This is a genomic window from Streptomyces sp. NPDC031365, assembly GCF_055569765.1.
On sequence record NZ_JBVIIM010000004.1, the window covers coordinates 93,350 to 115,961 of the forward strand.

The following is a 22,612-nucleotide window of genomic DNA, read 5'->3' on the forward strand; positions in this document are numbered from 1 at the left end:
GGTCTGGCGTCAGTCATGTGCTTGTCGTCTGTCGCGAGCTCTTGCCAGTGAGTTCGAACGGTCCAAGCACATCACATAACGCACGCAGTCCGTCACCGTTCGTTCTGAATTGACCGAAAGCGGAAGACTGAGCTCCGGGAAGCGTGGGGTGGCCTGGGGTGGCCTGGGGTGGCGTGGAGCGGGGGTCGCGGGCTCAGACGAGCCGTACCGGTTTCTCGGGGCGTATGCCGTGCCGGGTCAGCCACAGACGGAGGTCGGAGGGATCGCCGTCCTCGATCAGGGCCAGGACCTGGGGGGACAGGTCAGCCGCCCGAACGCCGCCCAGGAGCAGTGTCGGGCCGTCGAGCCAGTCGAGCCCCGGGGCGGCGCCCGCGGTGTCCATCGCGGCGCAGCAGACCATCGCCGTGATGTGGTCGGCGAGCAGCTCACGGGCGGTGCGCGGGGACTGGAGCGGGAAGAGGGGGAGCGCGCGGTCGTCGCGCTGGGCGGCGGGGTCGGGGGCGCCGGGGGGCGCGGTGCCGTCCGGGCGCGCGGCGGAGGCGTGGGCCGCGGCGGAGGCCGCCAGGGCCTCACGCGCCAGCTCGGCACTGAGCCCGGCGGCCAGTGCGGCGCTGCGAGCGGTGGTACCGGAGAGGTCCTCGTCGTCGTCCAGTACGGGGGCGAGGTCGGGGCCGGGCCCGACGGGGCCGGGACCGGAACCGGGGCCGGGGCCGAAAGGACCCGAACCGGAGCCGGACGACGGCGCGAGACCGGAACCGTGCTCGCCAAACGGGGCAGGGGCCTCCTCCGAGGCGGCAGGCCCGGTCAGTCGGGTGGGCTCCGTGGACGGGGCCGACGGCGAGAACGGCGCCGTCTCCCGGGGCGCCGCCGGTTCCCCGGGCGCGGGCCGGGTCGTCAGGTGGGCGAGGATGCGGGTGAGGGTCGGGCCGTCCGGGGCCGAGGGCTCTCCCGGAGCGGGCGCGGGTACGTGGAGGGCGTCCAGGATCCGGTGGAGACGGGCGGCGTCGGCGCGCCACTTGCGGTCGACGACCTCCTCCGGGTAGTCGCCCCAGTGGACCGGCGACCAGTCCGGGCCGGTCTCCGCGGGCCCGCCGTGGAAAAGACGGGCGGCGAGCAGCGACGCGGCCTCATCCATCGCACCGGGCTCTTCGAGCAGGTCACAGGCGGGACGCTCACCGAGGCGGGAGGTGAAGCCCTCCGCCAGCCGGTCGCGGCGGGACAGTTCGGTGAGCGCCGCCACCACCCCCGCGTTGAGCCGCGACGGCCAGCGGCCCATCCGCCAGGCGGGCAGCGCGACCCGGGTGAGCAGCCGGTCCCAGCCCGCGTACGCCAGGCCCACCTGTTCCTGGGCGACGATCCGCAGTCCGTAGTCCACAGCCTGTGCACGGTCGGCCGCCGCGGCGGCGACCCCGCGCTCCATCTCGGCGGCATGCTCCCGGCACCCGCGCAGCAGCAGCCGGACCACCCGGCCGACGCCCGCGAGGACCCCGCGGACCACCGGCCCGCGGCGCGGTGCCGACGTCACGGCCACGGCGGCGTCCAGCCCTTGGACGAAGCGCCGGGCGGCGGCTATGTCCGGGTGCGCCGACGGTCCCGTACCGGCGACGACCGGGGCGAGGACCGCGCGCAGCTCGCCCACGCGCATCCACCACAGGAACGGGGAGCCGATCACCAGCACGGGTGCGGCGGGCGTCCCGCGGGAAGGCCGCCCCGCGCCCGCTATGTCGCCGTGCTCCTCGGCCGGCGGGGGGCCGTGAGCCGGGTGGGTGCGGTCCTCCAGCCAGCTGTCGCAGTCCGGGGTGAGCGCTATCGAGGAAGGAGCCGGGACGTCGAGGCGGTCGGCCAGGTCACGCACCATCCGGTACAGGTCGGGGGCCGCCTCCTCGGCGACCGGCACCGTAGGGCTCACGGCGGGCCGCGCCCGGGCGACGACCAGGGCGACTCCGGCGGCGAGGAGCAGGACGAGCAGAGCGACGGGCGTCAGGAGCCGGCGGGCGAGATCCCAGCCGGCGCCCGGGAGATGGCCGGTGGAGCCGCCGACGAGCAGGATCACGGCGACGGCGGTCGGCAGCAGTGCGACGGCCAGCGCCCGGCTGCGGACCCGCAGCACCGCCAGCGCCCGGGAACGCGCGCTCGGTGCCTCCGCTCCCGCTGCCCGCGTACGGCTTCCGCTCATGGTCCGACGTCACCCCCTCCCGGCTCCGGATGCTGTCCTGGCGTTGCCCATGCCCCCACTGTGGCACCCGTCACTGACATCGCAATGCCGGTGGGCCAAGTGCCGGAACGCTTGCGCGGCACCCTAGTTGGGGCCCCGGTTCACGTCAGCCGGATGGCCTATCGCTCACTCGATGGAATGGCTCTGGGGAAAGGTGGATGACGCAGGGCAAGGGTCAGGCCCCGGATTCTGAGACGGATCCGGGGCCTGCGGGGTTCATCGGTGCCGGGGAGCGGACCGGCCCTCCTGCTACGCGTCCCGCGCCGCCTTCGCCGCGATGTCCGTGCGGTGCTGGGAGCCGTCGAGGCCGATACGGGACACCGCGCGGTAGGCGCGGTCGCGGGCCTCGGTGAGGTCCTTGCCGGTCGCCGTGACGGACAGCACGCGCCCGCCCGCGCTGACGACCGCATCGCCCTCGAGCTTCGTCCCGGCGTGCAGTACGTACGCGTGCGGGGCGTCCTGGGCGGCGACCTCGTCCAGGCCGGTGATCGGATCACCGGTACGGGGGGTGCCGGGGTAGTTGTGCGAGGCGACGACCACGGTGACCGCGGCCTCCTCGCTCCAGCGCGTCGGCTCCAGATGGGCGAGATTGCCGGTGGCCGCGGCCATCAGGATGCCGCCCAGCGGGGTCTTCAGCCGGGCCAGGACCACCTGGGTCTCGGGGTCGCCGAAGCGGGCGTTGAACTCGATCACACGGACACCGCGCGAGGTGATCGCCAGACCGGCGTAGAGCAGGCCGGAGAACGGGGTGCCACGGCGCCGCATCTCGTCGACGGTCGGCTGCAGCACCGTCTCCACGACCTCGTCGACCAGCTTCGGATCGGCCCACGGCAGCGGGGAGTACGCCCCCATGCCGCCGGTGTTCGGGCCCTCGTCGCCGTCCAGCGCGCGCTTGAAGTCCTGGGCGGGCTGGAGCGGCACGACGGTCTCGCCGTCGGTGATCGCGAAGAGGGAGACCTCGGGACCGTCGAGGTACTCCTCGATGACCACGCGGTCGCAGCCTCCGGCGTGGGCGCGGGCCGCCTCGATGTCGCCGGTGACGACGACACCCTTGCCGGCCGCGAGCCCGTCGTCCTTGACGACGTACGGGGCGCCGAACGCCTTGAGGGCGGCGTCGGCCTCCTCGGGTGTCGTGCAGACGTAACTGCGGGCGGTGGGCACGCCCGCTCCCGCCATGACGTCCTTCGCGAAGGCCTTGGAGCCCTCGAGCTGCGCGGCCTCCTTGGAGGGGCCGAAGACCGGGATGCCCGCGTCGCGTACGGCGTCGGCGACACCGGCGACAAGGGGTGCCTCCGGGCCGACCACCACGAGGTCGGCGCCGAGCCGCACGGCCAGCGCGGACACCGCCGCGCCGTCGAGGGCGTCGACCTGGTGCAGCTCGGCGACCTCGGCGATGCCGGCGTTGCCGGGCGCGCAGTGCAGCGCGGTGACATCGGGGTCGAGGGACAGGGAGTGGCACAGGGCGTGTTCGCGGGCGCCGCTGCCGATGACGAGGACCTTCACGGGGGTCAGCCTAACGGGAGACGGCGGGCTCCCTTTGTGCGGGCTTCCGAAGGCGCGGCGGGGGGTGATTCGTGGGTTCCTCCGAACGCCACCCGCGACGGAGGACGGCCGCGGTCCTCGGGAGGCCTCCGGGACTACTCGTTCGTGATCTCCTCGACGACCGTCGCGCCCAGCTCCCGCACCAGGAGTTCCTGCCCGGAGAGGGCGGACTCGTCCAGGTCGGGGTCGTCGTCCTCGGGGGTGTCGTCCTCGGGGGAGACCGGGGCCGGCGGCTCCGGGGCGGCCCGGCGGGGCGCCGGGGCCGGGTCGGGAACCCGTGCGGGGGCCGCCGAGGGGCTCGTGGGCGGCGGGGGGGCGGCCGGGGGGCCCGCCTGCGGCGGGGCCGTACGCTCACCGGCGCCGGAGCCGCCGTAGCCTCCGCCTCCGCCACCGCTGTGGCCGCCGGGCGACCCGGCCGGAGCGGGGGCCGCGGCACCGCCGCCGGACGGGTCGACGACCGCCTCGATCTTCCACTGCACGTTGAACTGCTCGGCCAGCGCCTGGCGCAGTACGTCCTCGCTGCCACTGCTCAGGAAGTTGTCCCGCGCGCCCGCGTTCACGAAGCCGATCTGGAGGGTCGCCCCGTCGAAGCCGGTCACCTGGGCGTTCTGGCTGAGCAGGATCCAGGTGAAGCGACGGCGGTTCTTGACCGTCTCCAGAATGTTCGGCCAGATCGTGCGGGGGTCGAGGCCACCGCCACCCGCAGGGGCGGGGGCCGACGGTGCCGCCCGGGGCGTGGGTGTGGGCGAGGGCGTCGGCGCGGGGGTGCTCGGCGCCGCAGCCGGGGAACGGTCGCCGCCGCCCGCCGGGGCAGCCGTGGGCCAGCCTCCGGGCCGACGGCCGCCACTGCCGGCGGACGCGGCGGTGGGCCAGGCACCGGGGGCGCCGGCCGGCGCGGCCGGACTCTCGGCAGCCGCCGGGGCGGGAGCAGCCGCCGGGGGCTGGGCACCCGGGGCGGCGGGGGCCGGGGCGGGAGGGCCGGCCTGGGCCGCCGGCGCCGGAGCGGCCGACGGACCCGGAGTCCGCACCGCGGCCCGGGCGGCGGCGGGGCCGCCTCCCGGCTCCACGGAGCCCTGTCCCTGCGCCCCCCCGTGGGCCTCCGGCCCGGGCACGTACCCCACGGCGGGCACACCGGCACCGCCGGCCGCCCCCGCGGAGAAGTTCACCCCGCGCTCGACCCGGTCGAGCCGGGCCATGACGGACCGCTCGTCGCCGTACGCGGCGGGAAGCATCACGCGCGCGCAGATCAGCTCGAGCTGGAGACGCGGCGAGGTGGCGCCGCGCATCTCGGTGAGCCCCTCGTTGACGAGGTCGGCGGCGCGGCTGAGCTCGGCGGGGCCGAAGGTGCCGGCCTGGGCCTGCATCCGCTCGATGACGTCGGCCGGTGCGTCGATGAGTCCCTTCTCGGCGGCATCGGGAACCGCGGCGAGGATAACGAGATCCCGCAGCCGCTCCAGCAGATCCGCGACGAACCTGCGAGGATCGTTGCCGCCCTCGATCACCCGGTCGACGACCTCGAAGGCCGCGGCCCCGTCACCGGTCGCGAAGGCCTCGACGACGGAGTCGAGCAGCGAGCCCTCGGTGTACCCGAGCAGGGAGGTGGCCATGGCATACGTCACGCCCTGCTCCCCCGCGCTGGCGAGCAACTGGTCCATGACGGACATCGAGTCACGCACGGACCCGGCCCCGGCCCGCACGACGAGCGGCAGCACGCCCTCCTCGACGGGGGTGTCCTCCTTCTGGCACACCTCACCGAGGTAGTCCCGCAGGGTGCCGGGCGGGACCAGCCGGAACGGGTAGTGATGGGTCCGCGACCGGATGGTCCCGATGACCTTCTCGGGCTCGGTGGTCGCGAAGATGAACTTCAGATGCTCCGGCGGTTCCTCGACCACCTTGAGCAGCGCGTTGAAGCCCTGCGGGGAGACCATGTGGGCCTCGTCGATGATGTAGATCTTGTAGCGGCTGGACGCCGGCCCGAAGAACGCCTTCTCGCGCAGGTCACGGGCATCGTCCACACCACCGTGGGAAGCGGCGTCGATCTCGATGACGTCGATCGAGCCGGGCCCGTTGCGCGCGAGGTCCTGGCAGGACTGGCACTCCCCGCACGGCGTCGGCGTCGGGCCCTTCTCGCAGTTCAGGCAGCGCGCGAGGATGCGCGCACTGGTCGTCTTGCCGCAGCCGCGCGGACCACTGAACAGGTACGCGTGATTGACCCGGTTGTTCCGCAGCGCCTGCTGCAACGGGTCGGTGACATGCTCCTGCCCGATGACCTCGGCGAACGACTCCGGGCGATAGCGGCGGTACAGCGCGAGAGACGACACGTCTACGAGGTTATAGGCGCGCACTGACAACCGGACCGGCCGCCCACAACGCAGACGCCCCCCACGCACCCGCCAGAGCCGACCTACCCTTGCTGCCTTCCGGCCCTGGGGGAGTTCAGTCAGATAGCGCCGCGTGAGGGGCTACGCAGAGGCTACCCCATGTCGTGGGCCCGGAACGAGTTCGCGAGCACTCCACTCGGTCATGTAATGTTCCCACCGGAGGATTCGCCTAGTGGCCTAGGGCGCACGCTTGGAAAGCGTGTTGGGGGCAACCCCTCACGAGTTCGAATCTCGTATCCTCCGCCAGTGCCTCACCGGGCACGAAGTCGAAGGGCCCTCTGGAAACAGGGGGCCCTTCGACGTTGTCCTCACGCCTCGTTGTCCTGGTCTTTGTGGTCTTTGTCCACAGCGAGGTTTTCCGGGGCTCCCCAGATGGCCCGCTCGATCTTCCGGGCCGCTTCCTTGAACATGGGCTCGGTCACGTGCAGATAGCGCGCCGGCATCCAGGCGGCGCCGCCTGGCTCCCAACCCATGATCTGGTCAATGACTCCGTCCCGGACCCCTAGCAGCATCAGCACGGTGCCCGTGGTGTGCCGCGCATCGTGCGGACACCCGTGCCGGACGCCGGCGTCTTCCAGCAGCCGCTTCCAGTCGTGGCAGTCCGTGTTCGGACTGAGCAGCCCGCCAACGGCTTGGTGAACACGCACTCGGACCGCCACCGGCGAGGCGGACCTGGAGCGCCAGGGATAGTTACAGGGGAGATAGTGTCTCCATCGATACTATCTCGATCGGGAGTGTCTTCCCATGCTTCGTTTCATCGGACGGAACCGCGAGCTGGGTGTGCTCAGCAATGCCTTGCAGGCGGTCCGGGACGCCGTCGGGTCGGTGAAACCGGGTCAGTGCGTCCTCATGCGAGGGAGGCGGCGCGTCGGCAAATCCAGCCTCGTCGAGGAGTTCCTCCGGCGCACCGGAGCACCGTACGTCTTCTACACTGCGGCGGGCGGCACGGCGGAGGACGAACTGTCGGAGCTGCTCGACGCCGTCGCCCGCTCCACCCTGCCGGAGCGGGAACTGTTCACGGAGGAGACCCCTGGGCAGTGGAACGCGGCGTTCAGATTGCTGGCGGAGATCCTTCCCGACGACGTCCCGAGCGTGGTCGTCATCGACGAGGTCCCCTGTCTCATGGACCGCATCGACGCCTTCGAAGGCATGCTCCAGCGGGCCTGGGACCGTCTACTCAGCCGCAAACCGGTGCTTCTCCTCCTGGTCGGATCCGACCTGTCGATGATGGAGGCACTGAACAGCTACGACCGCCCCTTTCATCAGCGGGGACGGGAGATGGTCGTGGGCCCCCTGAACCCGGCCGACATCGGCGACATGCTCGGTCTGTCCCCGGCGGCCACGTTCGACGCCGCTCTGGTCACGGGGGGCCTCCCCCTGATCTGCGCCGAGTGGCGGCACGGAGCGGATGTCCGGGAGTTCCTGCACGACTCGCTGGACAACCCGATCTCCGCGCTGCTGGTCTCCGCCGAGCGCTCACTGGCGGCGGAGTTTCCACCGCAGGCGATGGGCAGGGAGGTCCTGCGAGCCATCGGGTCCGGGGAGCGCACCTTCACCAACATCGCTCGCGCGGCCGGCAATATCGCCCACACCACTCTCACCCGCGCCACGGACATCCTTATCGAGAAACGGGTGGTGGCAGCCGAGTTGCCGCTCTCCCTACGGGCCTCCAGGGAACGCCGCTACCGAGTGGCCGATCCCTACCTCGGTTTCTGGCTGGCTTTCCTGGGCCCTCACATGGCGGAGATCGAGCGCAGGCGGGGAGACATCACGCTGAGCCGTATCAAGGAGCAGTGGACGAGCTGGCGGGGCCGCGCGATCGAGCCCCTGGTCCGGGAATCCCTCGCCCGCCTTCTGCCGGACGGTCACCTGCCCGCCGCCTCGGCGGTCGGTGGGTACTGGACGCGCAGCAACGACGTCGAGATCGACCTGGTGGGAGCCGACCGGCAGCCGGTGGCCCAGCGGTTGCTCTTCCTCGGCTCGATCAAGTGGCTGGAGAACTCGGGGTTCGACGGCCACGACCTGGCCGCACTGCACAAGCACCGGTCAGCGCTCACCGACGAACCCGTACCGCTCGTGGCGGTCTCCCGCAGCGGGGTCACGTGCTCCGGCCTTCAGGCCGTGTACGGCCCCGAGGAACTTCTCGGCGCGTGGCGCGAGGCGTGAGTACCGCCGACCGACGGAGGTGAAGGGCTCGTCAGGAGGTCCAGTTCACACCACACCTCCTTGCCGATGCCGCACTCCCTTCTCCGCGCACCCCAGTCGTCCGCCAGCGCGGCCACGAGTGTGAGGCCCCGGCCCGACTCGTCGTCCGGTCGAGCCGTGGTCGGGGTCGGGGGCGGGAGAACGGCGCCGGCGTCCGTCACCGTGATACGGAGGAGGTCGTCCGTGAGGACGCAGCGGGCCCGGATCTCGCGGCCGGCCGGGCCGTTCGCGTGGCGGTACGCGTTCGTCATCAGCTCGCTCAGGAGGAGCTCCGCCGTGTCCGTCGTCTCCTGCGGGATGCTCCAGGAGGCCGCCTGTTCACGGAACAGGGCGCGTACGCGGCCGACGCTGCGGGCGTGACGGGGGAGGCGCCACTCGATGTCCTTCGGGGTGGTGGTGGGCAGCGGGAGCCGTGGGGTCTGCATGTGCGGTTCATCCCTTGTGCTGGTGTTTCCCTGTTGGCGGGATCACCGTCCTGGTTCGTGCGTAGCCTCGCGAGTAACGGAGTGGGTACAGCGGGTGGTTGTACCCTGCGTGGACCTTCGGGGGTGTGTATGGCGACCGAGGTGAACTCCCAGCCACCGATCGCTTGGCGGTACTGCGGCAGCCAGATCAAGATGTGGCGTGCGGAGGCCGGTGTCGGCCGGGACGCGCTGGCCAGAGAGGCCGGGTACGACTACGAGTACGTCAAGTCGATGGAGAACGGCCGCCGTCGGCCCACGCTGCGGTTCCTTTAGGTCGCGGACCAGGTGTGCGGGGCGGGCGGGAAGCTCGTCGCGGCTCAGGAGTATCTGAAGCCGGAGCCGTTCCCGGCGAGGTCCCATGAGTTCATGGCCATCGAGGCAGAGGCCATCGCCTTTGCATGGTACGAACCGCTGCTCATTCCAGGCCTGCTACAGACGGAGGCTTACGCTCGCGCATTGATCAGTGGCAGTTCGCCGCCACTTGATGACGAGACCATCAACGAGCGTGTCGCGGCCCGGCTTCGTAGGGCTGAGGCACTCCATCGCAAGGTCGGCGTGATGCATGGGTTCGTCATCTACGAAGCTGCGCTACGCACCAATGTCGGGGGAATCAACGTGATGCGTGAGCAGTTGGGGCACCTCGCGGATATGGGCGCGCTCCGCAATGTCTCGATCCAGGTGTTGCCGTTCGGGCGTTGTAGCGGCGTAGCACTGAACGGCGGCATTGTTCTGTTGGAGACACCTGAGCACGAGCAGTGTGGGTACGTCGAGGCACCGGAGGCAAGCGTCCTGCACAGCAGCCCCGACAAGGTGAGTGCACTCACTCAGGCCCATGCGATGATCCGCATGCATTGTCTCGGCGTGGACGAGTCGGCCACGTTCATCAGAAGGGTGGCGGAGGAGCAATGACTGAACGCCTGAGTTGGTTCAAGTCGAGCCACAGCGACAGCCAGGGCGGCGCCTGCCTCGAAGTAGCCCTCGACTGGCGCAAGTCCAGCCACAGCGACAGTGAGGGCAGCAACTGCGTCGAAGTAGCCCCCTGCCCCCACACCGTCCACGTCCGGGACTCGAAGCTCGGGCCCCGGAGCCCCCGCTTCGCCGTCGCCGGGGGCGCCTGGGCAACGTTCGTCGCGTACGCCCGTACCGGCGCTTGAGCTTCGGGGGACGGGGCTCGGGATCCGAGCGGCGTTTGTGAGGAATGGGTGGTGGGATTCGACCCACCACCCACCCTCCCGGGGCAACCGGCCGCCCCACCGGCCGACATGACTATTCGTGATCGGGTTGCGACGCGGTGTCGTCGCGCTCTAGCGTGCGCAGCAACGAAACAACCCCGGTCGGGTGTTAGCAGCACCCGCCGGGGTCTCACCTCAAGATCGGCAGACGATCCCGTGGCTTACGAAGACTTTAACGCTCTCCCGCCCGTACCCGCAGTGCATCCGCTGGCCAATCCCGGATACGGCAAACGCACCGTCCCCACCGAGCCCGGCGCCGCCCGTCGGCCCGTCGACTTCTCCCACCTTCCCGCCCGCGAGGCCTACATCGCCGCCTATGTGCACCGGCTTCCCGAGGGCGCCGCGATGGACGTGAAGAGCCTCGCCAAGGTGCTGCCCCTGTACGGCCAGCAGGCCGTACGCAGCGCGCTCAACTTCCTCTCCCGCGCCGGGCATCTGCACCGTGTCCGGGGTCTCGCCGCGAACGGCGACGGCGGTACGCGCTGGGTGTTCCGTACGTTCTGGTCCGGCACCGCGCGGGACAGCGACTGGTGGGCGGGGTTCCTTGGTGGTGGCGTCTCCGTGGAGGGCGTGGCCGCGGCACCGGTCGAGGTCACCCCGGTGAGTGAGCCCGCGCCCACAGCCATCGCCCCTGATGCGCACCGCACCACGGCCTACCGCACCCTCGCCCGCCTCGGCCGTGTCGAGCCCCGCCTCGCCCTGTCCGATGCCGACTGCAATGCCCTCGCGGAGCTGGTCGTGCCCTGGTTCGAACGGGGGGCCAGTCCCGTGCTCGTGATGCAGGCGCTCACCGCCGGCCTGCCGGACCCCGTCCACGCGCCACGCGGCTTCGTCGCCCGCCGTCTGCGGGACAAACTGCCGCCTGTTTCCACGCCGTCCACAGCGCCGGTGCCCACATCCGAGGGCCCGGAACCGCGCCTCGTCGGCCGTCTCATGCCGGAGTGCACTGAGTGCGGCGTGCCGGGCCGCCCGACTGCCTTCGTCGGCGGCCTGTGCCGTGGCTGCCGTACCGTCACGCCGGGCCCCAGCACACATGGCGTCCCGCACCAGGCAGCCGCACCGTCCCGCGCCGCCGTCCTCGCCCGCGAAGCCGTACTCGCCGCCCGTGGCCACCCACAACCGGTCACTTGCCCGCAGACCCCGGCCTCGCAGACAACGGTCGCTCCCGGGCGATGACTTTGCTCCACGGCGGGAGTCCTCCTCGCATGACGGATCCGGCACTGACAGCACACCGCCCTCCCAGGACCAGGGTGGTCCCTGATCCACGCCGAACGAGCGGCGCTGGCGGCCGATCTCGCGGGCCTGACGGACGAGCAGTGGAAGACGCCGTCGCTCTGCACGGGCCTGACCGTCCGTGAGGTGCTAGCGCACCTGACCGCGGGTGCGAGCCTCAACGCCTTGAGCTGGCTGGCGGGTGTGATCCGCTGCCGGTTCGACTTCGACAGACAGGTGGCCATGCGCCTGGCCGAGCGGCTCGGCGCGACCCCGGGTGAAACCCTCGAACACTTCCGGCGCGTCGTCCCGAGCACGACCAAGCCTCCCCTGCCCGCCATCGCCATGCTGCGGGACGGCATGAGCGGCGACCTCGATGACGGCATCCCCGCGCGCACGTCGTCGAACCCCGGCTCGTCCTCAGCGGGTGATCCTCACCTGCCGGGTCTCGGTCACCTGGTCCAGTTCGGAGACACGGATCGTCAGTTTCATCGTCCAGGTGCCTTCGAGGGGGAGGGTGAGGTCGCTGGTGGCCCAGTAGCCGCCGCGGTCGGTGACCTTCGCGTCGATGGGGCCGACGTCCTTGGCGGCGAGGGTGAAGGAGATACGGAGTTCGGGGACGGAGGTCAGGGCGCCGCGGGGGCCGAAGACCACGGCCTGGAGGCCGTTCTCGCCGACCCGGCCCGGGTCCATCTGGATCTGTACCGTGCCACGGCCGCCGGGTGTGCCGACGTCGTAGGGGATGGTGAACGCCGCCGCGCCGGGGAGTCCGGCCACTTGGGGGCGGGGTGCCTCGGCCGCCTCGGCCTCCGCGCGGGCGGGGAGGGTGCCGGTCAGCACCGTGGTGATCAGAAGCACGACGACGGCCACGGCCACCTCCGCCAGCACGGAGCGGCGCAGGGCACGGCGGTAGTGGTCGGGAGTCGAGGGCGAGGTCGGCGGCGGAGGCGTGCCGGGCCGCTCCGGCCCGTCCGGCACCGGTTCTTCCGGGGTTCCGCCCGACGCCCCGACCAGTTCCGGCACCCGCCGTGTCTCCACCGTCGCCGGTGCCTGGACCCTCGTCACCAGGAGGGTCGTCCAGCGGCGGGAGAAGGCTGCCGCCAGCAGCAGGAAGACGGTCGCCGCGAGTTTGGCCGTCAGGGTGCGGCCGTACGACGACTCCGTGAGAGCCGACCAGGAGCCGAGGCCGCGCCAGGACTGGTAGAGGCCGGTGACGACGAGGACGGTCACGGAGAGGAAGGCCAGGTGGGAGAAGCGGGCGACCGTGGCCGGCGGGGGCGGGGTCTTCGCGCGGTGGAGGGTAAGGAGCAGGGCCGTGAGGCCGCCGAGCCAGCACGCCATCGCCAACAGGTGAAGGACGGACGACGTCATCGCCGCCGGGACCTGGATCCCGGCGGAGGCGTGTTCGGCCGCCGCCCAGGTGAGGGCGAGGGTGACGGAGACGGCGGCGCCGATCGCCAGGCGGGTCCGGGGGCCCCTGCGCCGGGCGAGCGGTACCAGGACCGCCGCCGTCAGCAGGAGCAGGGCCAGCCGGGTCAGCAGGGCGAGGCCCGGACGGCCGGTGAGGGTGTCGGGGAACGCCGAGAGGTCGAGGGCGGTCGCGGGGGACGTGCCGTTCTCGTAGGGAGCGCGCAGGACGAGCAGGGCGAGTGTGGCCGTCAGCAGCGTCCACCAGCCGGTGAGCAGCACCGGCCGCAGCGGGGCCGTGTCCGGCGGGCGGCACAGCCCGATGAACGCCGCCGCGCCGATCATCAGCGCGACGGCGATGTAGGCGAGGTAGCGGCCGGTGTCGTACAGGCTGTTGGTGACCGGGTGTTCGGCGTGGTCCGCGGGGGCGGCGGGCGGGGTGGGCGAGGGGGCGCCGACGGAGAAGGTGAAGGCACCCGAGACCGGGTGGCTGTCGGCGGAGACCACCCGCCAGGCCACCGTGTAGGTGCCGTCGGCGAGGTCGCCGGGCAGTTCGGTGCGCGCGGTGTCGAAGGCACCGTCCGCGTGCTGCGGTTCCTCCAGGGGGACCCGGCGGTTGTCGGGGCTGTAGACGCGGAAGGAGTCGTCGAGCAGGCCGACGGACTCCGTGAAGGTCAGGGTGATGTGGCGCGGGGCGGTTTCGACGACGCTTCCGGCCTCGGGGTCGCTGGCGCGCAGGGCGGCGTGGGCGGCGGCGGGGGCGGCGCTGCCGAGGACGAGCAGGACCAGCACGGTGCCCAGCAGCACCAGCCCTTGAAGTCGCCGGGTCGCGCGGGCGTCCCGAATCGCGCGGGCGTCCCGGGTCGCGTGGGCGTCCGGCGTGCCGCAGGTGTCCCGGGTCGCGCGGAAGTCCCGGGTCGCATGGATGACCCGGGTGCCGCAGGCGAACTGGATGCCGCGGAGGAACCGGGTCGCGCGGAGGAACCGAGTCGCGCGGACATCCCGGGTGTCGCTTCGTCCGTCATCGCCCGCCGCCTCGCTGCGCCGTCGCTCCACGTCGTACCCGCCTCCCGGCCATCCGGCTTCACAACAGGTACGGACGGGAAGCCCGGCGTGCTCACCAGGTCGGGCGGGCCGTGGCTCCCCCGTCGACCACCAGGTCGTGGCCGGTCACCCAGGACGCGAGGCGGGACGCCAGGAACACGCAGGCGTCGCCGATGTCCTCCGGGCGGCCGAGCCGGCCCACGGCGGACGCCTCGCGCCACCGGCGTACGCCCTCCGGCCAGGCGTCGGCCAGGCCCTCCCGGTCGATGAGACCGGGCGAGACGGTGTTGACGCGGACGCCCCACGGGCCGTACTCCTGGGCCGCCGCGCGGGCGTGCATCACCACCGCCGCCTTGGACGCGCCGTAGTGGGCGTGGCCGGGGGCCGGGATGCCCGCCTCGACGGAGGCGATGTGGGTGACGCTGCCGCCGCCGTCCTGGTCGCACATGAGACGTGCCGCCGCCTGGGTGCAGGCGAAGACGCCGGTCAGGTTGGTGTCGACGACCGAGCGCCACTGTGCCGCCGTCATTCCGGCGAGATCCTGGACCGGCTGGATCCCCGCGTTGTTGACGAGCGCGGTCAGCCGTCCGCCGCCCCACTCGGCCGCCTCGGCCACCACGCGGTGGCACGCGTCCTCGTCGGTGAGGTCACCCTGGAGGACGACAGCGGCGCCGCCCGACTCCCGGATGCGGCCGGCGGTGTCCCGCGCGGAGGCGAGCGCCGTACGGCAGTGCAGGGCGACGGCCGCGCCCTCCTCGGCGAACCGCCGCGCGATGCCCCGTCCGATGCCACCGCCCGCGCCGGTGACCAGGGCGACCTGGCCGTGCAGCAGACCCCGCTCGCTCATGGGCGGGCCAGTTCCGCGATCAGCGTCGCTCCTTCGGGGTAGCGCGCCGTCAGTTCCGCCGCGTCGCCGTGCTCGTACCCCTCGTAGGTGAAGCCGGGCGCCATCGTGCAGCCGAAGAACGTCCAGGCGCCGCCCGCCGCCACCCGTGCGCCCATCCAGGTACCGGCGGGGACGGTGAGCTGGACGTGCTGGCCGCCGAGGACGTCCGGGCCGAGCACGGGGGTGCGGGAGGTGCCGTCGGGGGCGAGGAGGAGCAGCTGGAGCGGGTCGCCGAGGTAGTGGTGCCAGATCTCGTCGGCGGGCAGGCGGTGCAGGGCGGAGAAGTCGCCGGGGGCGTCGGTGAGCAGGGCGACGATGGCGGTGCCCTCGGGGCGGCCGTCGGGGCGGCCGGGGCCTGCCCAGGTCTGCCGGAACCGCCCGCCCTCGCGGGGGAGCGGTTCCAGACCGTAGTGGGCGACGAGCTGCTCGGGGGTCACCCGCCGAACGCTACCTCGCGGGTGAGGAACGCGAGCTGTGCCTTCTTCTCCGGGAGGTACACGTCGGGCAGGTCGATCTCCGGGAGGACGACCTCGGGTCCGGCCCTGAAGCCCTGGCGCAGAAAGCGGGCGAGCGCCTTCTCGTTGGCGACGTCCGGATCGACCACGACCCGGCTGCGGTCGAGCACCACCATCACGTAGGTGACGATGGCGGTCACCAGCCCGCCGGTCCAGCCGGACCGGGTGGCGCCGGGCGCGGCGGGGGCGAGGAGCAGATGGACGCCGATGTCGCCCGGTTCGACGGGGTAGCACGCGCCGACGCGGTCGGCCTCCGGGTCGTACGTCTGGAGCAGCGCGACCGGGGCCCCGTCCTTGAGGACGAGGTACGCGTGGTGGGTGTCGAGGGTGCGCATGTGGGCGTAGATCTCGGCGACGCGCTGCTCGGTGAGGCCGTTCATGCCCCAGAAGACGGCGCGTTCCCCGCTCACCCAGCGGTGCAGGAGGGGTGCGTCGGCGGCCGGGTCCAGCGGCAGGACGCGTACGGTGCCGAAGCCGTCGACCTCCTGCTCGTGGACGGCCGCGCGGGAGGCGTACGGGTCAGACATCGGTCTCCTTCGTCAGGTGCGCCCAGTCGGTGAGGACCGGGGCCAGGTCTCCGGCGAGCCACAGGGGCTGCTGGTCGCGGTGGTGCGGTGAGCCGGGCACGCCCGAGGCGCCGTACGGCACCACCCAGCGGCTGTCCTCGCGCCGGGCCAGGTCCCAGACGTAGCGGGCGGCGGGACCGCGCGCGGCGAGGTCGGTGAGGCCGGGCACGGGGGAGGTGCACAGCACGCAGTCGTGGTCGCCGGAGAGTCCGGGTTCGCCGTACGGCGTTCCGGACGGCGGCAGGGCCCGCCAGGGGGCGAGGCGGTGGGTGTCGCCCCAGGTGCCGGTGGGCGGCTCGGCGGCCACCTCCTCGAGCGCCGCGCGGACGGCGTCCGGGCGGTCGATGCCGAACAGGTCCTCCGCGGAGAGCAGGTGCTCGAGGGCGTACCCGACGCGCGGTACCAGCGCGAGCCAGGGGCGGAAGAGCTCGGGGTACGGCGGTGGCGTGGCCGTCGCCGCGAAGGCGGGGTGGGCGGCGAGCCGGCGGACGACAGCGGTGCGCAGCGCGGCGAAGGCGGCCGCGTCGGCGCTGTCCGCGTCCATGTGACGGTTCCAGCGCAGCAGGCGGTCCCGCAGGGCGGCGGCGGGCCCGGTGAGGGCCGGGGTGCCGAGCGCGGCGAGGTGGTCCAGGAGGGGCGCGGCGGAGCCGAGGTGGGTGTCCGTGTGGATCGTGGCCATGTCGGCGGCGGACCAGCGGGACTGCCGGCCCAGCAGGGTGGCGATGCGCTCCGCGCGGTGCGGCGGGGCGAACTCGGTGCCGAGGGGGGCGGCCGGGCCGCGCTGGTTCGCCATCACGGCGACACCGTCGGTCAGCCCGGCCCGCGGGGGTTCGTGCCAGCCCTGCCAGGCGTAGTCGGGCTCCCACGCGGGGACCGGGCGGGTCCGGTTGGCCGCGTGGCGCACCGGGACCCGGCCTGCCACGCGGTGCAGGGCGGCGCCGTCGGTGTCGGCGGCCATGATGACGTTGACCGGCTCGGCCCACCGGTCGACGGCCCGGTCCACGTCGGCGGCTCGGCGGGCCCGCAGCAGCGGCAGCAGCGCGGCGAAGCCGAGGTCGCCGGTGACGCGGGGCGGGTAGCGGAGGGCGACGGCGAGCGGGGGTTCGCCGGGCTCGGGCACTCCGTCGTCGAGGCCCTCGGGGCCGCCGATGACGACGGGGCCCCGGTCGGTTTCGATGACCTCGACCTCGACCGGCGCCCCGCCCGCCACCTCGACGGTCTCGGTGTGCCGGGCGGCCCGCCGCCAGGTCCCGTCCGGACCGAGTGCCTCCACACCGGTGCCGGTGCGCCGCAGCCGCTCGCGGTAGAGGTCCTGGTAGTCGGCCATGGCGTTGGTGATGGCCCAGGCGACCGTGCCGGTGTGGCCGAAGTGCGCGACACCGGGGACACCGGGTACGGCGAGGCCGACGACATCGAACTCCGGGCAGGCCAGGCGGATCTGCTGATACACGCCCGGGTCCTCGATGAACCGGTGCGGGTCCCCGGCGATCACCGCGTGCCCGGTCACCGTGCGCTCCCCGGAGACCAGCCAGCCGTTGCTGCCGGAGGTACCGGGCCCGTCGGTGGCGAACAGGGCGACGGCGTCGGCACCGAGGTGCGTGGTGATGTGCTCGCGCCAGAGCTTGGCGGGGAACCCGGCGAAGAGGATGTGCGTGGCGAGCCAGATCGCGAGCGGGGTCCAGGACTCCCAGCGACCGGGAGCGAGCCCGACCCGCTCGAACTCGGGGGCGTGCCTCGTCGTCCCGGCGGACGCCAGACCCTCGTTGACCCCCGTCACGTACGCCCGTACCCACTCCGCCGTCTCCGGGTCCCGCCGCTCCAGTTCGGTGAAACAGCGGCGGGCCGTGTCGGCCAGGCGGGCACGGCGGGCGAAGCGGTCCCAGGGGAGGGCCTCCGGGCCCAGGAAAGCGGCCGAGGTGCCCTGGGCGCGGTGGCGTTCGACCTCGAGCTGCCAGGCCCGGTCGAGTGCGGTGACCCGGCCCTGGAGGCGCGCGAGTTCGTTCGCGCTGTCCGCGCGCAGATGCGGGATGCCCCAGGGGTCCCGGAAGATCTCGCCGGTCACTGTGCCCTCACTTCACTTTAGGTTAGGCTCCCCTAAGTAATCGTGGCGAATCGTACGCGAAAGGCGCAGACGCGATGGGGCAGGGGCGGGGTTGGGAGGGCGCGGTCCTCAAATTGCTGCGCGCGAAGGACTTCACGTGCACGGTGACGGGGAGCGAGGACGTCACCGCCGACTACCGGCGGGTGCGCTTCACCGACGGCGGGCTGCTGGCGGCGGCCGGAGTCCACCCGACGATGTGGGTGCGGTTGTGGTTCCACAACGCGGGCAAGCCGCACCAGCGCGCGTACACCCTGGTCGATCCGGATCCGGCGGCGGGCACCTTCACCCTGGAGTTCGCGCTGCACGAGGGGTGCGCCAGCGACTGGGCACGGACGGCGAAGCCCGGCGACACCATCGAGGCGACCGTGCAGGGCACGGGGTTCGAGCATCCCGCCCCGGCTCCCTCCCACGTCTTCGCCGTCGGCGACCCCGCCTCGCTCCCGGCCATCAACTCCCTGCTCGGCGAGCTGGGCGACGCCCCGGCGACCATCTGGTTCGAGGGCACCCTCGACGGTCTGCCCTGTCTCGCCGACCCCGGCCGGCACGAGGTGCGGGAGGTGCCCCGGCGGGAGGCGGGGGCGGCACTGGTCGAACGCGTGCGGGCCGAACTGCCCGAGCTGCTGCGGACCGGCCCCGACCCGTACGTGTGGATCGCCTGCGACACCGCCACCACCCGGGCGCTCTCGACGTTCGTACGCAAGGAGCTGGGCGTTCCCCGGCAGCGGATGCAGGCACTCGGGTACTGGCGCGCGGGCTGATCCGCGACGCGCGATCATCGGGGGCATGGACGTCACTCTGCACCTCGCCCAGGACCCCGACGCCGACCGGCTGCTGGGCCGCAGCCCGCTCGCCGCGCTGACCGGAATGCTGCTGGACCAGCAGATCCCGATGGAGTGGGCGTTCAAGGGCCCGGCGACGATCGCCCAGCGGCTCGGCGCGGACGACCTGGACGCGCACGAGATCGCCGCGTACGACCCCGACGCGTTCGCGGCGCTGCTCTCCGACAAGCCGGCCGTGCACCGCTACCCGGGCTCGATGGCGGGCCGCATCCAGCAGCTGTGCCGGTACCTCGTCGAGCACTACGGCGGTGACGCCGAGGCCGTCTGGCGGGGCGTCGGCGACGGCAAGGAGCTGCTGAAGCGGCTGGAGGACCTGCCGGGCTTCGGCAAGCAGAAGGCCCAGATCTTCCTCGCCCTGCTCGGCAAGCAGCTCGGGGTCCGGCCCACCGGCTGGCGGGAGGCCGCCGGCGCCTACGGCGAGGACAAGGCCTTCCGCTCCGTCGCCGACATCACCGGCCCGGAGTCACTGTCGAAGGTGCGGGCGCACAAGCAGGAGCTGAAGGCTGCGGCGAAGGCGGCGAAGGCGGCGAAGTCCTCGACGGGCGCGAAGGGCGCGAAGGGCGCCGCGAGCGAGCCGGGCACGTGACCGGTCAGCGCCGGCGGCGCGACGCACTCCAGGCGGCCGCGGGCGCCCCGGGACGCCGGCCTCGTCGCCCGGCCGGCCCACGCGTCCAGCGCGTCGGCATCGCCGCGGGAGAGCCGGGCCGTACGGGCGAGGACCTCGACGTATCCGGGCGGGCGGCGGAACCGGCCGCGGAACGGCCACCGAGCCGGCATCCGAGCCGGCGTCCGAGCCGACCGCCGAGTCGGCCGCACCCCGGCGGGGCACGCCTCGGGGTCTGCGACACGCGAACGACGCCGCCCCCTTTCGAAGGAATCGGCCACGCCGTCGCGGTGACCGGGCCCGGAACACCTCACGGGCATCACCGAACAACGCACACGCCTCGCCGAGGAGGGCTCTTTCCTCCCGTTTTCCCCGCTTTTTCCGGTGCCGCACTGCGTCGCCGAGGCTGCGCCCGGAAGGCCTTGACCGGTAGGCTTTCCGTGTGATCTTCAAGCGCATCGGAAACGGCCGGCCGTACCCCGACCACGGCCGGGAAAGCACCCGGCAGTGGGCGGACGTCGCGCCGCGCCCGGTCCGCCTCGATCAGCTCGTGACGACCAAGCAGCAACTCGATCTCGAGACGCTCCTCGCCGAGGACTCGACCTTCTACGGCGACCTCTTCGCCCACGTCGTGAAGTGGCAGGGCGATCTCTACCTGGAGGACGGGCTGCACCGCGCCGTGCGGGCGGCGCTCCAGCAGCGTCAGGTGTTGCACGCACGCGTGCTCGAACTCGGCTGACACGCCTCCGGAACCCCTTCCCCCGGCCCGGTTTGGACCTTTCGGGTTGGACTGCGCCAGCAGTGCACCCAGTCGGATGATCATCTGGTAGGCATTGCAGCCCGGGCGCACTACGCTGCGCTCATGAGCATGCTCACTCCACCTGGCATGGGCGGCCAGTACCGGATCACGGGCGACAGATACCCGCGGATGCGCCGGCCCCGGCGACGCGGAAAACTCGTCGCCCTGTCCGTCGCCTCCGCAGCCGTGGTCGGCGTGGGCGGCTGGGGCACGCTGCAGCTCATCGACGTGTTCACCGGCGGCGGCGACTCCGCCTCCGCGGCCGGCACCAAGGCGGCCTGCGCCGCCAGGGCGACCCCCGCGGCCGCCCCGAAGACACTCCCGGTGCCCGGCACGATCACGGTCAACGTCCTCAACGCCACGACCCGCAGCGGCCTGGCACAGAAGACCGCCGACGAACTGAAGAAGCGCGGCTTCAAGATCGGCGAGGTCACCAACGCCACCAAGGAGTACGACAAGAAGGTGAAGGGCACCGGTGTGCTGCTCGGGCCCGCCACCGCCCTCGACACCGCACTGCCGGTGCTCGGCACCCAGCTCGCCGGCGCCGAACGCCGCACCGACCCCGCACGCAAGGGCACCGAGCTCGACTTCATCATCGGCGACGGGTTCCGGGAGCTGACGAAGAAGGCGGACGCCGACCGGGCCCTGACCGCACTGGCCAACCCGGAGCCGACGCCCGCCTCGAAGAAGAACTGCTGAGAACGCGGGGAAGGGGAGAGCCGCCGTCTACTCGGCCGCCCCGTACATCCGGTCCCCCGCGTCACCGAGGCCCGGCACGATGTAGCCCTGCTCGTTGAGGCGCTCGTCGACCGACGCCGTCACGACCGTCACCGGCGTACCGGCCAGCTCGCGCTCCATGACCTCGACGCCCTCCGGCGCGGCCAGCAGCACCACGGCGGTCACATCGTCGGCGCCGCGCTTGATCAGCTCCTGGATCGCCGCGACCAGTGTGCCGCCGGTGGCGAGCATCGGGTCCAGGACGTAGACCTGGCGCCCGGAGAGGTCCTCCGGCATCCGGGTGGCGTACGTCGAGGCCTGCAGCGTCTCCTCGTCGCGGATCATGCCCAGGAAGCCCACCTCGGCGGTCGGCAGCAGCCGGACCATGCCGTCCAGCATGCCGAGGCCCGCCCGCAGGATCGGCACCACCAGCGGGCGCGGGTGAGAGAGCTTGACGCCCGTGGTCCGCTCCACCGGTGTCCGGATGTCTACCTGCTCCGTGCGCACATCACGCGTGGCTTCGTAGGCGAGCAGGGTGACCAGCTCGTCGGCGAGACGGCGGAAGGTCGCGGAGTCGGTGCGCTGGTCGCGCAGAGTGGTGAGCTTGTGGGCGACCAGCGGGTGGTCGACGACGTGGAGACGCATGTCGTCAACATTAGCCGGGCCCCGAGGGCCCTGGCGTCCCCCGCGCGCGGCAAGCACCCCCGACCCCCAGTCACTCCTTCGCTGGCGTCAAACCGTCCGTCCGGGGGAAAGTGGGTGGGACGGATTGGAGTGATGAACCCATGCCTGAGCAGGAAGACCGAGACGATCCGTCGCCGCTCGAAACGCCCGGCCCCACCGGAATCAGGGCCGGTACGGAGGCCGAGTCGGAGACCGAGCGGCGACGGCGCCGCGCCCGGTTCCTGCGTGAACTCGCCGAGGCCCGCGCACTGCGCGAGCGGGTCCAGCCGCGCCGCGCCAAGGCCGCCCGGCTGCGGCACGCCATGCGTATGCGCACCTTCCGCTGGTAGAACCGCCACCCCAGAGTGCCCGAGTGCCGCGCGGCCGCGGCGGGCTCGGCCGCGTACGATCCGCACGTGGCGGCGACGGCGGCGACAAGCGCGCTGATGGGTCCTTCGGGGCGCACTCGGCGGACTGCGATCAAAACTCCCGGACACAGGGAGCCGAAGACGTCCCCTGACGGCCGTGTTTCTGCCACGATTCCGAGTGGGTGGGGCTCGGAGCACCGTCCCCCGTCCACACACCTCCGCCGGGGGGATCCCCAACCGGCACGCCTCAGACCAGTGGGAGAGTCACGGTGTACTTCGCCGCACTGCTCGCGCGCACCGAAGACGGGTGGGAAGCGAGCGACACGGAGCTCGACGATGTGGAAACCCTGTCGGATCTGGCCGACCTGGCCCGGGAAGCCTCTCCCGACGACGACACGGTGGTCGTGCTGATCGAACAGGAGGAGGGCTGGTTCGGCGTCGTCCGCGTGGACGGCGAGGAGGACCCCCGGATCTACGTCTCCGACGCCGCCGCGGCCGCCCGCAGCAGCTACGGCGAGATCCTGCTCACCGACGAACTGCTCGGCCGCGAACCCGGGGACGACGGAACCGACCTGGACGCCCTCGACCTCGACGGCACGGAGGACGGTGAACCGGACGACGAGGACGCCGGCGCCGACGACGGCACCGTGTCCGCCGGCGCCGTCGACGCCGTCGACGCCGTGCCGCACGGACCGGTCGGTGACGCGCAGGTCCTCCAGGACCTGGGCGTGAGCGAGAAGGAGTTGCGTTCGATGACCGGGGACGCCGTCAACGAGATCGCCGAGGCCCTGGGCGCCTCGGAGGTCCTGGAGACCGTCCGCTGACCGTGCCGACCACCACCACCGCGTCCGG

The 22,612-nt window shown here is 72.7% G+C and carries 21 protein-coding genes, 1 tRNA gene, 1 other RNA gene and 3 pseudogenes; 13 read left to right on the forward strand and 13 right to left on the reverse strand.

Going from position 1 to position 22,612, the window contains the following annotated elements:
* Nucleotides 1–193: 193 nt before the first annotated feature.
* From ACZ5C2_RS08270 to ffs, 4 genes are all read right to left on the reverse strand, one after another.
* A complete protein-coding gene (locus tag ACZ5C2_RS08270) occupies nucleotides 194–2,176 on the reverse strand; it encodes a M48 family metalloprotease (protein WP_468787886.1) in 1,983 nt (660 codons plus the stop codon).
* Between the two features lie 288 nt (nucleotides 2,177–2,464).
* Entirely contained in the window at nucleotides 2,465–3,718 is a 1,254-nt protein-coding gene (gene purD / locus ACZ5C2_RS08275) for a phosphoribosylamine--glycine ligase (RefSeq protein WP_468787888.1), read from the reverse strand.
* A 134-nt stretch (nucleotides 3,719–3,852) separates the two neighbouring features.
* A complete protein-coding gene (locus tag ACZ5C2_RS08280; protein ID WP_468787890.1) occupies nucleotides 3,853–6,078 on the reverse strand; it encodes a DNA polymerase III subunit gamma and tau in 2,226 nt (741 codons plus the stop codon).
* A 50-nt stretch (nucleotides 6,079–6,128) separates the two neighbouring features.
* Nucleotides 6,129–6,223, reverse strand: an RNA gene (gene ffs, locus ACZ5C2_RS08285) — signal recognition particle sRNA small type.
* A gap of 73 nt (nucleotides 6,224–6,296) precedes the next feature.
* On the opposite strand from ffs, the gene ACZ5C2_RS08290 reads away from it, so the two are divergent.
* A tRNA-Ser gene (locus ACZ5C2_RS08290) sits at nucleotides 6,297–6,384 on the forward strand.
* A 62-nt stretch (nucleotides 6,385–6,446) separates the two neighbouring features.
* Here the strand turns inward: ACZ5C2_RS08290 and ACZ5C2_RS08295 are convergent.
* Nucleotides 6,447–6,790: pseudogene (locus ACZ5C2_RS08295) on the reverse strand (site-specific integrase); the annotation flags it as partial.
* A 92-nt stretch (nucleotides 6,791–6,882) separates the two neighbouring features.
* Here ACZ5C2_RS08295 and ACZ5C2_RS08300 point away from each other — a divergent pair.
* Nucleotides 6,883–8,304 (forward strand): ATP-binding protein, encoded by a 1,422-nt coding sequence (locus ACZ5C2_RS08300; protein ID WP_468787892.1) that lies wholly within the window; start codon nucleotides 6,883–6,885, stop codon nucleotides 8,302–8,304.
* Here the strand turns inward: ACZ5C2_RS08300 and ACZ5C2_RS08305 are convergent.
* Nucleotides 8,253–8,768 carry an ATP-binding protein gene (locus ACZ5C2_RS08305; RefSeq protein ID WP_468787894.1) on the reverse strand — a complete coding sequence of 172 codons (516 nt, stop codon included), beginning with the start codon at nucleotides 8,766–8,768 and terminating at the stop codon, nucleotides 8,253–8,255. The genes ACZ5C2_RS08300 and ACZ5C2_RS08305 overlap by 52 nt on opposite strands.
* Before the next feature lie 129 nt (nucleotides 8,769–8,897).
* Here ACZ5C2_RS08305 and ACZ5C2_RS08310 point away from each other — a divergent pair, with 129 nt between their 5' ends.
* The 5 genes and pseudogenes from ACZ5C2_RS08310 to ACZ5C2_RS08330 all read left to right on the forward strand — a co-directional run.
* Nucleotides 8,898–9,080 (forward strand): helix-turn-helix domain-containing protein, encoded by a 183-nt coding sequence (locus tag ACZ5C2_RS08310; protein WP_468787896.1) that lies wholly within the window; start codon nucleotides 8,898–8,900, stop codon nucleotides 9,078–9,080.
* A 93-nt stretch (nucleotides 9,081–9,173) separates the two neighbouring features.
* On the forward strand, nucleotides 9,174–9,716 hold the full coding sequence (locus ACZ5C2_RS08315; RefSeq protein WP_468787898.1) for a DUF5753 domain-containing protein: 543 nt from the start codon (nucleotides 9,174–9,176) through the stop codon (nucleotides 9,714–9,716).
* Nucleotides 9,713–9,961, forward strand: coding sequence for a DUF397 domain-containing protein (locus ACZ5C2_RS08320; protein WP_468787900.1), 249 nt, complete (start codon nucleotides 9,713–9,715; stop codon nucleotides 9,959–9,961). Before ACZ5C2_RS08315 ends, ACZ5C2_RS08320 begins: the two co-directional genes overlap by 4 nt.
* A gap of 234 nt (nucleotides 9,962–10,195) precedes the next feature.
* Entirely contained in the window at nucleotides 10,196–11,215 is a 1,020-nt protein-coding gene (locus ACZ5C2_RS08325; RefSeq protein ID WP_468787902.1) for a hypothetical protein, read from the forward strand.
* Between the two features lie 29 nt (nucleotides 11,216–11,244).
* Nucleotides 11,245–11,602 (forward strand): annotated as a pseudogene (locus tag ACZ5C2_RS08330) (maleylpyruvate isomerase family mycothiol-dependent enzyme); the annotation flags it as partial.
* A gap of 69 nt (nucleotides 11,603–11,671) precedes the next feature.
* Here the strand turns inward: ACZ5C2_RS08330 and ACZ5C2_RS08335 are convergent.
* The 5 genes from ACZ5C2_RS08335 to ACZ5C2_RS08355 all read right to left on the reverse strand — a co-directional run bounded on the left by ACZ5C2_RS08335 (nucleotide 11,672) and on the right by ACZ5C2_RS08355 (nucleotide 17,731).
* On the reverse strand, nucleotides 11,672–13,465 hold the full coding sequence (locus tag ACZ5C2_RS08335; RefSeq protein WP_468788530.1) for a copper resistance CopC/CopD family protein: 1,794 nt from the start codon (nucleotides 13,463–13,465) through the stop codon (nucleotides 11,672–11,674).
* Between the two features lie 310 nt (nucleotides 13,466–13,775).
* Complete coding sequence (locus tag ACZ5C2_RS08340) at nucleotides 13,776–14,549, reverse strand: SDR family NAD(P)-dependent oxidoreductase (protein WP_468787904.1); 774 nt, start codon at nucleotides 14,547–14,549, stop codon at nucleotides 13,776–13,778.
* A complete protein-coding gene (locus tag ACZ5C2_RS08345; protein WP_468787906.1) occupies nucleotides 14,546–15,025 on the reverse strand; it encodes a cupin domain-containing protein in 480 nt (159 codons plus the stop codon). The genes ACZ5C2_RS08340 and ACZ5C2_RS08345 overlap by 4 nt, the downstream gene beginning before the upstream one ends.
* Nucleotides 15,022–15,630 carry a GNAT family N-acetyltransferase gene (locus ACZ5C2_RS08350; protein WP_468787908.1) on the reverse strand — a complete coding sequence of 203 codons (609 nt, stop codon included), beginning with the start codon at nucleotides 15,628–15,630 and terminating at the stop codon, nucleotides 15,022–15,024. Before ACZ5C2_RS08350 ends, ACZ5C2_RS08345 begins: the two co-directional genes overlap by 4 nt.
* Nucleotides 15,623–17,731 carry a penicillin acylase family protein gene (locus ACZ5C2_RS08355; protein ID WP_468787910.1) on the reverse strand — a complete coding sequence of 703 codons (2,109 nt, stop codon included), beginning with the start codon at nucleotides 17,729–17,731 and terminating at the stop codon, nucleotides 15,623–15,625. The genes ACZ5C2_RS08350 and ACZ5C2_RS08355 overlap by 8 nt, the downstream gene beginning before the upstream one ends.
* 74 nt (nucleotides 17,732–17,805) lie before the next feature.
* On the opposite strand from ACZ5C2_RS08355, the gene ACZ5C2_RS08360 reads away from it, so the two are divergent.
* Nucleotides 17,806–18,528: a siderophore-interacting protein gene (locus ACZ5C2_RS08360; RefSeq protein WP_468787912.1), complete on the forward strand. Its 723-nt coding sequence runs from the start codon at nucleotides 17,806–17,808 to the stop codon at nucleotides 18,526–18,528.
* A gap of 25 nt (nucleotides 18,529–18,553) precedes the next feature.
* On the forward strand, nucleotides 18,554–19,195 hold the full coding sequence (locus ACZ5C2_RS08365; protein WP_468787914.1) for an HhH-GPD-type base excision DNA repair protein: 642 nt from the start codon (nucleotides 18,554–18,556) through the stop codon (nucleotides 19,193–19,195).
* Here ACZ5C2_RS08365 and ACZ5C2_RS08370 read toward each other — a convergent pair.
* Nucleotides 19,189–19,341 (reverse strand): annotated as a pseudogene (locus ACZ5C2_RS08370) (tRNA lysidine(34) synthetase TilS); the annotation flags it as partial. The gene ACZ5C2_RS08365 and the pseudogene ACZ5C2_RS08370 sit on opposite strands and share 7 nt — an antisense overlap.
* A 314-nt stretch (nucleotides 19,342–19,655) precedes the next feature.
* On the opposite strand from ACZ5C2_RS08370, the gene ACZ5C2_RS08375 reads away from it, so the two are divergent.
* The gene (locus ACZ5C2_RS08375; protein ID WP_003986294.1) at nucleotides 19,656–19,952 is read left to right on the forward strand and encodes a type II toxin-antitoxin system VapB family antitoxin; all 297 of its coding nucleotides are present in this window, start codon (nucleotides 19,656–19,658) and stop codon (nucleotides 19,950–19,952) included.
* Between the two features lie 147 nt (nucleotides 19,953–20,099).
* Complete coding sequence (locus ACZ5C2_RS08380) at nucleotides 20,100–20,711, forward strand: LytR C-terminal domain-containing protein (protein ID WP_468788532.1); 612 nt, start codon at nucleotides 20,100–20,102, stop codon at nucleotides 20,709–20,711.
* 27 nt (nucleotides 20,712–20,738) lie between these two features.
* Here the strand turns inward: ACZ5C2_RS08380 and upp are convergent, their stop codons facing one another.
* Nucleotides 20,739–21,374 (reverse strand): uracil phosphoribosyltransferase, encoded by a 636-nt coding sequence (gene upp / locus ACZ5C2_RS08385; RefSeq protein ID WP_468787916.1) that lies wholly within the window; start codon nucleotides 21,372–21,374, stop codon nucleotides 20,739–20,741.
* A 140-nt stretch (nucleotides 21,375–21,514) separates the two neighbouring features.
* Between upp and ACZ5C2_RS08390 the strand changes: the two genes are divergently transcribed.
* On the forward strand, nucleotides 21,515–21,742 hold the full coding sequence (locus tag ACZ5C2_RS08390; protein WP_468787918.1) for a hypothetical protein: 228 nt from the start codon (nucleotides 21,515–21,517) through the stop codon (nucleotides 21,740–21,742).
* 287 nt (nucleotides 21,743–22,029) lie between these two features.
* Nucleotides 22,030–22,584, forward strand: a complete 555-nt coding sequence (locus tag ACZ5C2_RS08395) for a tRNA adenosine deaminase-associated protein (protein ID WP_468787920.1) — start codon at nucleotides 22,030–22,032, stop codon at nucleotides 22,582–22,584.
* Nucleotides 22,585–22,612: the final 28 nt, after the last annotated feature.